Origin of the sequence: Bradyrhizobium sp. Ash2021 (assembly GCF_031202265.1) — a bacterium.
In the GTDB taxonomy this organism is placed as follows: Bacteria; Pseudomonadota; Alphaproteobacteria; order Rhizobiales; family Xanthobacteraceae; genus Bradyrhizobium.
Map to the genome: position 1 here is coordinate 2,679,839 of NZ_CP100604.1, position 14,228 is coordinate 2,694,066.

Here is a 14,228-nt window from a genome sequence, read left to right on the forward strand (position 1 = left end):
ATGGTGTTTAGCCCCCATGAACACCGTTCTCCGCCCATCCCGTCTTTGGTGGCGCACCTCTTAAGAGGTGGCCGGTGCGATTTCATTTTTCAAAATCGTCGAAGGTCGCCATCGCAGTGCGACGGTCCCTTCGTTTGTCCTGTGTGGCGCTCCCTCGCTAAGTTTCGTAAGAGGATCACATGAACAGGACAGCCTTCTCCCTGCCGGCAAAAAGCGAATACCGCACCAGCGGCGGGCTCGCGATATCGCGGGAAGTCGAGCAATTTACCGGCGGCGCCGACCGGCTCGATGATCTGATCGACCTGCTCGATCGCCGCCCTGGCGTCGTGCTGTCGTCGGGCACCACGGTGCCCGGCCGCTATGAAAGCTTCGATCTCGGTTTTGCCGATCCGCCGCTGTGCCTGGAGACGACGGGCGTCAATTTCTCGCTCTCTGCGCTGAACCAGCGCGGCGAGGTTTTGATCGCCTTCCTCGGCGACGTGCTGCGCGAGCCCTGCGTCGTCATTACGGAAAGAAGCGCTGCGCGTCTGGCGGGCCATATCATTCGTGGCCCGGCGCCGGTAGAGGAAGATCAGCGCACCAGGCGCGCCAGCGTGATGTCGCTGGTCCGCGATCTCGTGGCAGCGTTCACGGCCAATGACGATCCGCTGCTCGGCCTGTTCGGAGCGTTCGCCTACGATCTCGTGTTCCAGATCGAGGACCTCGTACAGAAACGCGCCCGCGAAAGCGACCAGCGCGACATCGTGCTGTACGTGCCGGATCGCCTGTTGGCCTATGATCGCGCCACCGGCCGCGGCGTGGTGCTGAACTATGATTTCGCCTGGAAGGGCAAATCCACCGCGGGCCTGCCGCGCGATACCGCCGAGAGCGTTTACGCCAAAACCCCGCGGCAGGGCTTTGCCGATCACGCGCCCGGCGAATATCAGGCCACGGTGGAGACCGCGCGCGCCGCGTTCGCGCGCGGCGATCTGTTCGAGGCGGTGCCGGGGCAGTTGTTCGCCGAGCCCTGCGAGCGCTCGCCGGCGGAAGTGTTCCAGCGGCTGTGCCGGATCAATCCGTCGCCCTATGGGGCGTTGATGAATCTCGGCAACGGTGAGTTCCTGGTTTCGGCTTCGCCGGAAATGTTCGTGCGCTCCGACGGGCGGCGGGTCGAGACCTGCCCGATCTCGGGCACGATCGCGCGCGGCGTCGATGCGATCGGCGATGCCGAGCAGATCCGGCAATTGCTGAATTCGGAAAAAGACGAATTCGAACTCAACATGTGCACCGACGTCGATCGCAACGACAAGGCGCGGGTCTGTGTGCCCGGCACCATCAAGGTGCTGGCGCGGCGGCAGATCGAGACCTATTCCAAACTGTTCCACACCGTCGATCATGTCGAAGGCATGCTGCGGCCGGGCTTCGACTCGCTCGATGCGTTCCTGACCCACGCCTGGGCGGTGACGGTGACCGGCGCGCCGAAATTATGGGCGATGCAGTTCGTCGAGGACAATGAGCGGTCGTCGCGGCGCTGGTATGCCGGCGCGATCGGCGCGGTGAATTTCGACGGCAGCATCAATACTGGGCTGACCATCCGCACCATCCGGATGAAGGGTGGCCTCGCCGAAGTGCGGGTCGGTGCGACATGCCTGTTCGATTCCGATCCGGCCGCTGAGGACCGCGAATGCCAGGTCAAGGCCGCGGCGCTGTTCCAGGCGCTGCGCGGCGATCCACCAAAGCGGCTGTCGGCGTTGGCGCCTGACGCCACGGGCTCGGGCAAGAGGGTGCTGCTGATCGACCACGACGACAGTTTCGTGCACATGCTGGCGGATTATTTCCGGCAGGTCGGCGCCAGCGTCACGGTGGTCCGGCACATTCATGCGCAGCAAATGCTGAAGCAGAACACGTACGATTTGCTGGTGCTGTCGCCGGGGCCGGGACGTCCGGAAGATTTCGGGATCTCGAAAACCATCGGCACGGCGCTCGACAAGAAGTTGCCGATCTTCGGCGTCTGCCTTGGCGTCCAGGCGATCGGCGAATATTTCGGCGGGCAATTGGGCCAGCTCGGCCAGCCCGCCCACGGCCGGCCGTCGCGGGTCCAGGTGCGCGGCGGACGGCTGATGCAGAACCTGCCCAATGAAATCGTGATCGGCCGCTATCACTCGCTGTTCGTCGAGCGCGACAGCGTGCCCGACGTGCTACAGGTGACGGCGACCACCGAGGACGGCGTCGCGATGGCGATCGAACACAAGACCCTGCCGGTCGGCGGCGTGCAGTTTCACCCGGAATCGCTGATGTCGCTCGGCGGCGAGGTCGGCCTGCGCATCGTGGAGAACGCGTTCCGGCTGGGTGTACCCGTTAACCAGGGATTGCGAGACAGCAATGACTTTTGACCACGACCTGAAGGCCACCGTTCGCACCATTCCGGATTACCCGAAGCCGGGCATCCTGTTTCGCGACATCACCACGCTGCTGGCGGATGCGCGCGCATTTCGCCGCTCGGTCGACGAACTGGTGCAGCCCTGGGCCGGCAACAAGATCGACAAGGTCGCCGGCATCGAGGCGCGGGGCTTTATTCTCGGCGGCGCGGTCGCGCATCAGGTCTCCGCCGGTTTCGTGCCGATCCGGAAAAAAGGCAAGCTGCCGCACACCACGGTGCGGATCGCTTACTCCCTGGAATACGGCCTCGATGAAATGGAGATGCACGCCGACGCCGTGCATCCCGGCGAACGCGTCATCCTGGTCGACGACCTCATCGCCACCGGCGGCACCGCGGAGGGTGCGGTCAAGCTGCTGCGCCAGATCGGGGCCAACGTGGTCGCGGCCTGCTTCATCATCGATCTGCCCGATCTCGGGGGGGCGGCGAAACTGCGCGCGATGGACGTGCCGGTCCGAACGCTGATGACCTTCGACGGGCATTAGACGCATAACCCTCGATACGTCGTCCCGGCGAAGGCCGGGACCCATAATCCCGGTCGTCTGTTGTTGAATGAAGGTCTCTGCCTCCGTGCCCCGACGTGAGGCCGCGGCGTATGGATCCGGCGTTCGCCGGGACGACGTTTACGTTGTCACGACCCCTGCAGCATCACGCGCAGTTCCAGATCGCGAAACGCCGAATAGTTGCGGCGGATCCATTGGTGCAGTTCGGTCGATGAATCCTTTTCGTTACGCAGATAACCGGTGAACGAGAAGCTCAGCCGGTCGATATAGGTTTTCAAGAACACCGGCAGCGCGGAGATCGGAAGGACGCGGCCGCGGGCCATCGCCGGCGGCAGTTCGCCGCGCACGACGTGCTCGTTATCGATGGTGATCAAAGCGTTCCGCGGAACCTGCTGCTGCAGCATCGGATAGCCGCGCGCCGAAACGCGGTCGGTGTCCGCCACGAACAGGATCACCGGGGCCACGCCACGGCGCGCCGCTTCCTTGATGAAGCCGATCTCGTCGGTCATCTTGAAGAATTCGTCGAAGGCGTGGAAGCCGAGGTCGATCACCTTGGCTACCCCGTCGTTGACGATCAGGCGGTCCATCAACTGCATCTTGCCGTAGGTGTCGATGACGTCGGCGGTCTCGGTGATTTTCGGGAGGTATTCGAGCAGCGACGGCTCTTTGAGGTTGATGTCGAACGCCGTCACCGTGCCGTTCTTCAACAGCAGGAATTCGCTGAGCAGCCGCGCGATCAGCGTCTTGCCGACGAGCGGGCGGGGCGAGCAGATGATGTAGACGGGCGTGGCGGACATCGCACTGCTATATCAGGCGAAATTTTCGTCCAATCCAGCCCCATTCCACGGCATTGAGCGATTATTTTTCGCCGCCGCGCGCGCCCGATTTACCGGAGCCGACCAGGTCGGTCAGCTTGATGCGGTCGAACTCGCTCCAGACATTGGCGAGCCAGTGCCGGACATAGCCGCGCAGCACGAAGGAATAGTTCGCGGCCTCGTCGTCCTTGCCCTTGTTGGCGACGAATTTGAGGAACGGCACCGAGGAGACCTCGACCTGCTCATAGGCCATTTCGTTGAGCTTCGGAATGGTGAGTTCGGTCGCATCCTTGATGCGGTGGAAATAGGAATTGTAGGTCGCCTGGTCCCACTGGAAGAACTGGGTGTCGTTGATGAAATTCTTCACCAGGAAATATTTGGCGCCCTGCATGAAATTGGCGGTCTCGGCGATCTCGTCCAGCGAGGCGATCGAGGGGCCCAGTATATGGAACACGGCAAAGGTGATCTGGCCGGATTTGGCGGCGTCGAGAAAGCCGATGTCGCGCAATGAGGCCAGCGCCGGCGACAGCAGTCCGGCGCGGACGTCGATCACGGTGACGGAGGGGCTGGCGGCGTTCAGCGTATCGAAGATCTTCATCTGGTCCGAGGTCGTCGTCATGTCGACGATCTCGGTGATGTCGGGATGGAAGCGCCTCAGCGTGCCGCGCGGCGACTCGGTGTCGAACGCCCGGGTGGGGACGTTGTTTGCACTGAAATAATCCAGCAGGGTTCGCGACACCGTGGTCTTGCCGACCCCGCCCTTGTCCGCGCCCACCACAATCACGACCGGCTTTGCCATGGAATTCCCTTAAGCGCCCCGATCGCGGGAGCGATCGGCAAGTCCCCATACCTGCTTTGGGCGCGAACATGGCAGAAACAAGGGAATATTCAATTCCTGAAGCCCCCGGCGCGGTTATTCATGAGGAATTCGTTAACGCCCGGAAGGGCGTAGGAACGCCCCGAAACTTCTCAGCGATGCCGGCCCCAAGGTCCTTCGAGCCCAGCGCCGGGGGCGCCGGCGGGCTCGGTCGTGCTGCCCCAGGGACCCTGGGGCAGAGGCGGTGGAGACTGACCTTCGGAGCCGGGTTGCTCTGGCTGGTCGTCCGGCTCGCCGGTGGCATCCGAGGGCAGGGCCAGCGGCCCGGGGTCGTGACCGCCGGCGAATTTCACCAGCGCGTCGACCCGGGATTGCACCGAGGGGTGGGTCGCGAATAGGTCGGCAAACCCCTCGCGCGGATTGTCGACGCAGAGTTCCATCACCGCCGAGGTCGCGCCGGGGAGTTCGCCGCGATTCTCGATCTTGCGCAGCGCCGAGATCATGGCATCGGGGTTTTTCGTCAGTTCGACCGAGCCGGCGTCGGCCAAAAGTTCGCGCGACCGCGACAGCGCCAGTTTGACGACCTGCGACATCAGCCAGGCCAGCATGATCAGGGCGACCGCGACGATGACGACGATGATCGCGCCGCCGCCGGAGCCCTTGCTGTCCCTGTCCGAAGACGACGAGGAGGATGACCGCGACGAGGACGACGACGACCAGCCGCCGCCGCCCGAACTCCACGACAGATTGGTGAAGGTCCGGAAGAACAATTCGCCGAAAAAGCCGACCACGCCCGCGATGATGACGGCGACCACCATCAACTGCACGTCCCCGTTGCGGATATGGGTCAGCTCGTGGCCCAGCACCGCCTCGATCTCCTGATCGTTGAGCGTCTTGAGGAGCCCCGTGGTGACGGTGACGGCATATTGCCGCCGGTTGAGCCCGGTCGCGAACGCGTTCAGCGCCGGGCTTTCCATCACTTTCAGCTTCGGCATCGGAATGCCGCGCGAGATGCAGAGATTTTCCAGCAGGTTATAGAGCCGCGGTTGCTGCTGCCGCGTCACGTCCTCGCCGCCGGTGACGGCGTCGATCATGTTCTGGTGGAAGAAATAGGCGATCACGATCCACAGCGCGGCAGCGCCGGTCGCATAGGGAAACGCCGTCATCAGGTCGCGCAAGGCGGCCATCAGGTAGTAATCCGCCGACGCATCGCTGTTGATCACGACTTCGGCGATCAGCGCGCCGGCATAGACCAGCACATAGATCAGGACGAACAGACCGGCGAGCAGCACCATCGAACGAAACTTGTTCGATGCGATGTGGGTGTAGAGACCGTACGCGGCCATGATGCGCTGCTTCTCGCCGGGATGCCTTGGCGCCTAGAACTTCACCGTCGGCGCCGCCTCGACTTCGGTGCGGCTGGCGCCGAGATCGAAGAAATCCTTGCGGGTGAAGCCGAACATGCCGGCGAACAGCGCGGCGGGCATCTGCTGGATGCCGGTATTGTATTCCTGGACCGCGTTGTTGAAGAAGCGGCGGCTGGCGGCGATCTTGTTTTCGAGATCGGACAGCTCGCTCGCCAGCTGCTGGAAATTGGCGTTGGCCTTGAGGTCCGGATAGGCCTCCGACAGCGCGATCAGCCGGCCGAGCGCGCCGCTCAGCTGGTTTTCCGCGGCCGAGACCTGCGCCGGTCCCTGCGCCGACATCGCGGAGTTGCGGGCCTTGATCACGTCGTCGAGCGTGCCGCGCTCATGGGCGGCGTAGCCCTTTACGGTCTCGACCAGGTTCGGGATCAGATCGTGGCGCTGCTTGAGCTGCACGTCGATGTCGGCAAAGGCCTGGCTGACGCGCTGGCCGAGCGCAACGAGCCGGTTATACGCGCCGAATGCGAACAGCACGAGAATGACGATGACGCCGAGAACGATCCAGCCGGTCGACATGGCAAAACAACTCCTGATGGGACAAACAATGCGGGGCAGCCTAGACGAAAAACAGCGCATGCGGCAGCCCGCCGCAAGGTGGGCATTGCTTGGTCGTCCGCAACACGGGATAAGTTCAAGGCTTTGGGTCGTCCCGGCCTGCGCCGGGACGACCCGAGATGGATATTTGCTCCTCCATCACCGCATCGCCCCAGCGCCAGCGGCGGGCGCGGGCGTAATCTGCCTTGGCGCGGCGGGGCACTTTTTCGATCGCGAGGCCGCCCGGCGTGCAGAGCTTTGCCGTCACTTCGACCTTGCTGACATCAGGCTGCGCCAGCACCCGGGCCGGGTGCTGCACCGGCGGCGCGTGGGTCAGCGCGACATAGGCGAATTTTTCGTCCTCGAACGGCAGTTCAACGCCCTTGACCTGCATGTGCGCGCGCGAGCGGGAGAGGCGTTGGGTGAAATGACACCAGTCAGGTGTTGAAAGCGGACACTTTCCGTCGTGTGGGCAGGGCGCTGCGACATGAGCGCCGTCGGCGATCAACTGCTCGCGCAACGCAACGATCCGCGCGTAGCCTGCGGGGGTGCCCGGCTCGACGACCAGCAGCGTGTCGCGGGTTTTGGCCCACATCAGCTCGGCAAGCATGGCTCGCTCGGCATCGCCGATCTCGCCGATCATGTAACTGGCGACGACGAGGTCGGCGGCATCGGCATGGGCGAGGAGGGAGCGAGCGTGCCCCGGCTCGTAGTTGATGCGGCGCAGGCGCGCGCTCTTGCGTGTGAGGTCCAACGCCAGTTCGCGCAGGGCGTCGTTGGCGTCTAGCAAGGTAAAATCTTGCAACGATGAAAACGCTTCCGCCGCGGCCCAGCTCGCGGTCCCGGGCCCGGCGCCGACATCGAGCAGGCTCGTTGGCGCGAAGTCCGGCCTGATCTCGTAGAGCGCGTTCAGGCTGGCGACGACGGCGGCATAGGTCGCGGGCATCCGCGCCAGCGCATAGGCCAGCGCGTCGGTTTCCGATCTGATCGCGCCGGAGCCGCCGCCATCGCGGTAGGTCTGCGAGATGGAAGCGGCGCGGCCTGCAGCCGCGTTGCGCGACAGGCCCTCGAGTTTGGCGTCGAGGGCGGCCTTCAGTTCGGCAGGAAAATCGGGTGAGGTCATCTATCTCTGTGATGCCCCGAAGGCGGGGCATCCAATACGTGGCGGCTTCTCGGTTTTAACATGGATATCTCTGGAATACTGGATCGCCCGGTCAAGCCGGGCGATGACGGTAGGGGTGGCACCGACTTGTCCACGTCATTGCGAGCCAACGGGTCGCGCGAATGCGCGCCCGATGACAGGCTCCGCGAAGCAATCCATCTGTCGGCAACGAAAGTGTGGATTGCTTCGTCGCTACGCTCCTCGCAATGACGGTGCTCAAATCTCAGATACGCTTTCCCGATCCCGCGGCGCGAAGCGCCCCGGGGTCGTGAGAGAAAACTTTCGCCCCAAAAGAAGAGGGCGCAGGAAATGCCGGGGGCGCGCTGCACCCGCGGTCTCGTGTGCAAAATTGTGCGAAGAAACGCACACGAGCATACAGGTTCAGCGGAGGCACCCTGGCATTCCCTGCGCAATGGTTTTACGGCTTATGCCGCGCTCCCCGGCGACGAATTCGTCTTGTCACCGTCATCGGCGGATTAACGATTTTGCCAAGCCCGGTTGGGCCTGCAAAATTCTCCACCGACTTGACACCAGCAACGGGTGCCAGGACCACACGGTTTTGCCGTACGCAGCAACCCGTCTTCGCCAAAAGGCTCGCCGGGCTATGGCGCCGTCGTCTTGCGCGCTGTTGTCCGCTCACGAGAGAACTCGCCCTGCGAACACACACGCGCCGACGCTGCCGCGTCCACCGCATCCCCTCCCGCGTTCGTGACGATCGCGATACGCCCCTCTTGCCGGGAAAGGACGGGGCGAGCTGGTAGCGCTGATTTGCCCGACAGGTTAAGCGGAATTTTGCCCGTCGCGTTATTTTGCCGCAGCCTCGGCGCGTCAGGATGAGCAAAGGCGCGCCTGCGCCGTGCCCAAATCGGACGAACGCCATTTCCGAGATTGCTCCCAGACCGGACATGCCGGAGAGATGTCAAACTCGACGCGATTGAGCTATAACGGAACATCGAGACGGATCACCCGGAGTTGTGACCAAGATCACATGGATCGCTCGACTTCTGGCGCATTGTAATGGCGTTATTGATATCCGTCGAGGTCCGGATGCACTGCACGAATTGCGCAGCCGAAGTCCCGAAGCAAAGGAAATTCTGTGGGCAGTGCGGAGCGGCCGTAGTGCGGCGCTGTCTGGCCTGCGGCGCGGCAAACCCAGCCTTAAACAAGTTTTGCGGCGACTGCGGGACCAAATTGCGCGTGGATTCTCCCGCGGTGGTACCGGCACGGGACTCGCGCCCGATCGAGCGCCGACAGCTTACGGTACTGTTTTGTGACCTGGTCGGATCGACTGCGCTCTCCGCGAGGCTCGATCCCGAAGACTTCAGCGCAATCATCGCCGGCTACCGGCGCTGCATTACTGAAACCGTTGCCTGCTTCGACGGCTTTGTCGCGCGGCATCTTGGGGACGGTGCGGTGGTATATTTTGGCTATCCTCAGGCGCACGAAGACGACGCGGAGCGCGCCGTTCAAGCTAGCCTCGCATTAGTGCAGGCGGTCGCCGCCTTGCCCACGAAGGAAAACTTGAGCGCGCGCGTCGGTGTTGCAACGGGTGTCGCGCTTGTCGGCGATATGTCGGACAGCGCGATTTCCGAGGAGCATGGCATCCTCGGCGATACCCCGAACCTTGCCGCCCGACTGCAATCGCTCGCACAAGCCGGCTGCGTTGTTATCTCGGATCGCACAAAGACGATCGCGGGACCGCAATTCGAGTATCTCGATCTCGGTAAAGTCGAGATCAAGGGATTCGTAGAGCCAGTCGCTGCTTGGCGAGTCGCAGGCAAGACAGCCGTGACCAGTCGATCGCACGCTCTCCAAAGCTGCGATTTGCTGCCGCTGATCGGTCGTGATGAAGAAATGGAGCTACTGCTGCGCCGATGGGAGCGGGCCAGGAGTGGCGAAGGTCAGGTGGTGCTGCTTTCTGGTGAAGCGGGGATCGGCAAATCACGGCTCACCGTCGCGCTGTTGGAACAGCTTGCTCGCGAGCCGCACATACGCCTGCGGTACTTCTGCTCGCCGCAGCATACCGACAGCACGCTCTATCCGGTGATCGGCGAGATGCTGCGCGCCGCTGGCTTTGCTCACGATGACAGCCAGCAAGCGAAAATGGACAAGCTTGACGCGCTGCTGGCGCAAAGCTCGACGCCGCCCCAGGATGCGGCGCTGTTTGCCGAAATGCTGTCGCTGCCTAACGATGGACGCTACCCTCCGGTTGAAGTTGAGCCGCAGCTCCGTCGTCAGAAAACACTGAAAGCTCTTGATTCGCACATCGAGGCGCTGGCGCGGATCAATCCCGTGCTGATGATTTTCGAAGATGCGCATTGGACCGACCCGACCAGCCTCGAATTGTTCGCCCGGGCGGTGGACCTGGCCGTGAGCCATCGGCTCTTGATACTTGTTACTTTCAGGCCGGAATTCAGCCCGCCCTGGATCGGACGACCGCACGTGACTGGGCTGACCCTCAATCGGCTGGCGCCGTGCGACATCCATTTCCTGATCGAGGGGGTCGTCGGTAACCGATCGTTGCCGGCGGACATCCGCCAGAACATCATCGAGCGCACCGACGGCATTCCACTGTTCGCCGAGGAGATGACCAAGGCGGTGCTGGACGCGGAGGGTGAGAGTGATGCGCAGCGGGGCTTCGCAGGGGCACCAACGCCCGCTGTGGCGGTTCCGGCGAGCCTGCAGGCCTCGCTTATGTCGCGGCTCGATCGGCTCGGCCCGGCGAAGGACGTTGCGCAGGTCGGCGCGGCGATCGGCCGGGAATTTCCCCACATGTTGCTGGCTGCGCTCGTGCGAAAGCCGAAGGCACAACTGGACTCCGACCTCGACCGGCTCATTGCGGCGGGTTTGTTGTTTCGACAGGGCATCCCGCCAAATGCGAGCTACCTGTTCAAGCATGCGCTGGTGCAGGACGCAGCGTACAGTACGCTGCTGCGGGAGCCAAGGCGCGTGCTGCATGCGCGCATCGCCGAAATCCTCGAAAGTCAGTTCGCAGAAATCGCCGAGAGCCAGCCCGAGCTGCTGGCGCGTCACTACACAAAGGCCGACCTGGTTGAGAAGTCAGCGCGCCTGTGGGGCAAGGCGGGACAGCGGTCACAGGAGCGTTCGGCGCTGGTCGAAGCCGCAGAACAACTTGGTCAAGCGCTAGCGCAAATCTCAACCTTGCCCAGCACGTCCGACCTGCGGCGCGAGCAGATCATTTTACAAGTCGCGCTCTTGAACACGCTCATGCATGTCAAAGGATATGGCGCGCCCGAAACGAAGGCTGCCGTAGCTCAGGTGAGAGCGTTGATAGAGCAAGCGGAACGGCTTGGAGAACCTCCCGATGACCCTTCGTTGCTGCTCTCAGCCCTCTTTGGCCAGTGGATCGTCAATTTCATAAACTTCGATGGTGACGTTGCGCGAGAGCTCGCAGCGCGGTTTCTGGCGCTTGGCGAGAAGGAGGGAGCGGCGGTACCGCTCATGATTGGACACCGCACCATGGCGAGTACGCTCGCGTTTATGGGGGACCTCGTTGAGGCTCAAGCGCAGTACAATGAAGCCCTCGCCCTTTACCGCCCCGCCGAGCACCGGCGATTGATGACGCGATTTGGCCAGGACCTCCGGGTAACGTGCTTGGCCTTTCGGTCAATGGCCTCGTGGCTGCTCGGTTATCCTGAGGCTGCGCTCAACGATGCAGACTGCGCGCTCATGGAAGCGCGCCAGATTGAGCATGCTGCCACTTTGATGTTTACGCTGAATTTCCCGATTCTTGTTAATACCTACTGCGGGAATTACCACGCGGCAAACGAGCGTCTCAAGGAGCTTGTCGTGTTAGCAGAGGAGAAAGGTGCCCCGTTCCGAAAAGCGGAAGGCGTGTTACGCCGGGGCTATATCCTAACCCTCACGAGAGCCGCGAAAGCAGTCGAGACCGTCACGGCGGGTATTGATTTATGGCGGTCGGCCGGGTCGACGATATTTACACCGGAGCACGAGTTCATGTTGGCAATCGCCCATTCAGATTTGGGCCAATTCGATGATGCCTGGCGCTGCATCGACAAAGCAATGACGGCGATGCACGCAACCAAGGAAAGGTGGTGCGAGGCTGAGGCTCATCGCGTTGCCGGCGAAATCGCGCTCAAGTCGCCGCAGCGAGACGTGGCGAAAGCGCAAGCGTATTTCGAGCATTCCCTGACCGTTGCGCGAGCACAGCAGGCAAAGTCGTGGGAATTGCGCGCGGCCATGAGCCTGGCGCGGCTCTTGAGCGATCAGGGAAAACGGCAAACGGCACGTGACCTTCTCGCCCCCATCTACGATTGGTTCACCGAAGGTTTTGACACAAACGACCTTCGAAAGGCCAAGGCGTTGCTCGGCGAGCTTCATTGATAAGGCCATCCGGCGACGAAGTTCCCGTCCTGGCGGCACTTAGCGGACCTGACAGGTTCGGTCGACCATGCCGGTTCTTGGGGGCAAAGCTGACTTGGCGCGCGGGATTCGGTTCCCAGGGGGCATGGAGCTACAAACGGTGACGTTTCGCTACAAGCGCGGGTTCCGGCACGAGTGTATCTGCCATGATGACGTGTATCGGTGAGTTCGCTCGAAAACGACCCGATGAAATCACTTGGCCGCGTCAAGGTAGGCCAGCCGGGAACCGTTGAACGAGGAGCGCGGTAAATGAAGCCAGTCACTGGTGGAAAGCGGAGGGAACTCGTGAACAACACCGCCAATGCCGTTCTAAAATACGCCGAAAGCCTTGCCTAGCAAATCTGCGTTGTCGAGAAGAGTCGGGTACAGGTCATGCGTTCCTTTCGTCAGTTGCTCGTCCTGTCATTCGCTGTTTCGACGGGATTGTTTTCTCTTGCTGGCTGCAGTTCTCTTCCCAGAGCATCCTATACGGCATCCGATGCTGCGTCCGCGCGGGTGTTGAACGTCAATGAACTGCGCCGATATACCGATGAGCCGGCAGCAACGTTCCTCAAGGAACCACCTGTAAGTTTACGTGCCGGTCCTGTCAGCTATCTTGCCTTGTCGGGAGGCGGGGCCGACGGTGCTTATGGCGCGGGTGTGCTGAATGGTTGGACCACGGCAGGTACGCGCCCAAAGTTTACAGTCGTTTCGGGTGTGAGCACGGGTGGGTTGATTGCGCCATTTGCATTTCTGGGCCCAGCCTACGACGCTACATTGCGCGAAGTATACACCAGCGGTATCGCTGAAAGCCTTCTGGATACGCCAAGCATCTTGAACGCGCTTTTCGGATCGGGCCTGTTTGGAAACACGCGACTTCGCGAGTTGGTGGCCCGCTATGTCGACCAGAATATGCTCGCGGCAATTGCAGAGGAACACGCCAAGGGCAGGGATCTTCTCATCGTAACGACTGATCTCGACACTCAACGCACGGCGGTATGGGACATGGGTCGCATTGCTGAAATCAGGACACCCCAGGCGCTAAGCTTGTTCCGCGATGTCATGGCTGCATCCGCAAGTATCCCGGTGGTTTTCCCGCCGATGATGATTGACGCGGAAGCGAACGGAAATCACTTCCAGGAGATGCATGTCGACGGTGGAGTGACGGCACCGGTGCTGACGTTGCCGGAAGCATTCATTTTGCGAAACGGGGCGTTCGTCCGAGGTGCGCATATAAGCATTTACATCTTGATCAACAACAAGGTTGAGCGAGATTTCCAACTGGTGCCGAACAGCACGATCGACATCGCCGCGCGGGCTTCGGCTTCCGTCACGAAGACGCAAACCCGCTCTATTCTCTATGAGACTTTTGACTTCGCTCGCCGCAACAATTTCGGATTCAATCTGACCTATATCGACAAAGGCTTTCCGTCGTCAAGCTCCTCCGGCTTTGAAACGAGCTACATGCGTTCTCTTTATCAGTACGGATATGACAAGGCCAAAACCGGTAATTTTTGGGTCAAGGTGCCGCCGCCGGATGATGTCTCATCAGGCGGGTTCCGGTTTAAAAGTTCCGCAATGTAGTGGTGGTCTACAGATCACCCGCAAGCGAAGTTCGGTGGGTGCGATGGCAAAATCGAAAACTGTCTGCCGATCACGGAAGGGTGGAAGAGCGTCGGTGTCGATCAGGGTGACCTCGTTCGGCAGGCCACGAACGCCACTAGTGAGGGCTCAATTTCGCAAAGCCAGATGCGCTCCGTTTACGGAGGTCGTCACGACATGAGCCGGCCGGCACCGCATACGTTGCGGCGGCGCTTTTTCATGGCGCTCGGCCATGCCATTCACGTGACGTGGCCGGTGTTGTCGGCAATTCTAGCGATTCAGCTTGTCCTGGGCTTGCTGGCTGGTTTTGTTGAGGGCTGGTCTCTCGGGGATGCGGTCTATTTCACTCTCATTACCGGCCTCACGATTGGTTATGGTGATCTCGTCCCGAGGCAGGCGTTGACGCGCGTACTTGCGATCGGAATTGGCTTTTTCGGGCTCTTTGTTACGGCTCTCATAGCGGCAATTGCCGTCCACGCTATGCGCTCAACGCTCACTGATGACGGGAGCCGCAATGAGTGATCTTGTATCGACCAGGGATCGAGTGAGGGTGCTGTTTGCTGCACTGCATG

The 14,228-nt window shown here is 61.8% G+C and carries 10 protein-coding genes; 5 read left to right on the forward strand and 5 right to left on the reverse strand.

The window, feature by feature from the left end:
- The first annotated feature begins 179 nt into the window (after positions 1-179).
- Entirely contained in the window at positions 180-2,372 is a 2,193-nt protein-coding gene (locus tag NL528_RS12950; RefSeq protein WP_309183046.1) for an anthranilate synthase component I, read from the forward strand.
- A complete protein-coding gene (locus tag NL528_RS12955) occupies positions 2,362-2,901 on the forward strand; it encodes an adenine phosphoribosyltransferase (RefSeq protein WP_309183047.1) in 540 nt (179 codons plus the stop codon). Before NL528_RS12950 ends, NL528_RS12955 begins: the two co-directional genes overlap by 11 nt.
- Before the next feature lie 146 nt (positions 2,902-3,047).
- Here the strand turns inward: NL528_RS12955 and NL528_RS12960 are convergent, their stop codons facing one another.
- From NL528_RS12960 to NL528_RS12980, 5 genes are all read right to left on the reverse strand, one after another.
- A complete protein-coding gene (locus tag NL528_RS12960; RefSeq protein ID WP_309183048.1) occupies positions 3,048-3,716 on the reverse strand; it encodes a hypothetical protein in 669 nt (222 codons plus the stop codon).
- 61 nt (positions 3,717-3,777) lie between these two features.
- Positions 3,778-4,533, reverse strand: coding sequence for a hypothetical protein (locus tag NL528_RS12965; RefSeq protein ID WP_074279722.1), 756 nt, complete (start codon positions 4,531-4,533; stop codon positions 3,778-3,780).
- A gap of 170 nt (positions 4,534-4,703) precedes the next feature.
- Complete coding sequence (locus NL528_RS12970) at positions 4,704-5,897, reverse strand: M48 family metallopeptidase (protein WP_309183049.1); 1,194 nt, start codon at positions 5,895-5,897, stop codon at positions 4,704-4,706.
- Between the two features lie 33 nt (positions 5,898-5,930).
- On the reverse strand, positions 5,931-6,491 hold the full coding sequence (locus NL528_RS12975) for a LemA family protein (RefSeq protein ID WP_074279723.1): 561 nt from the start codon (positions 6,489-6,491) through the stop codon (positions 5,931-5,933).
- Between the two features lie 115 nt (positions 6,492-6,606).
- A complete protein-coding gene (locus tag NL528_RS12980) occupies positions 6,607-7,632 on the reverse strand; it encodes a small ribosomal subunit Rsm22 family protein (RefSeq protein WP_309183050.1) in 1,026 nt (341 codons plus the stop codon).
- A 1,086-nt stretch (positions 7,633-8,718) separates the two neighbouring features.
- Between NL528_RS12980 and NL528_RS12985 the strand changes: the two genes are divergently transcribed.
- The 3 genes from NL528_RS12985 (at position 8,719) to NL528_RS12995 (ending at position 14,178) form a co-directional block, all read left to right on the forward strand.
- Positions 8,719-12,036 carry an AAA family ATPase gene (locus NL528_RS12985; RefSeq protein ID WP_309184885.1) on the forward strand — a complete coding sequence of 1,106 codons (3,318 nt, stop codon included), beginning with the start codon at positions 8,719-8,721 and terminating at the stop codon, positions 12,034-12,036.
- Positions 12,037-12,447: 411 nt separating this feature from the next.
- On the forward strand, positions 12,448-13,638 hold the full coding sequence (locus NL528_RS12990) for a patatin-like phospholipase family protein (RefSeq protein ID WP_309183051.1): 1,191 nt from the start codon (positions 12,448-12,450) through the stop codon (positions 13,636-13,638).
- Positions 13,639-13,833: 195 nt separating this feature from the next.
- On the forward strand, positions 13,834-14,178 hold the full coding sequence (locus NL528_RS12995; protein WP_309183052.1) for a potassium channel family protein: 345 nt from the start codon (positions 13,834-13,836) through the stop codon (positions 14,176-14,178).
- Positions 14,179-14,228 lie beyond the last annotated feature (50 nt).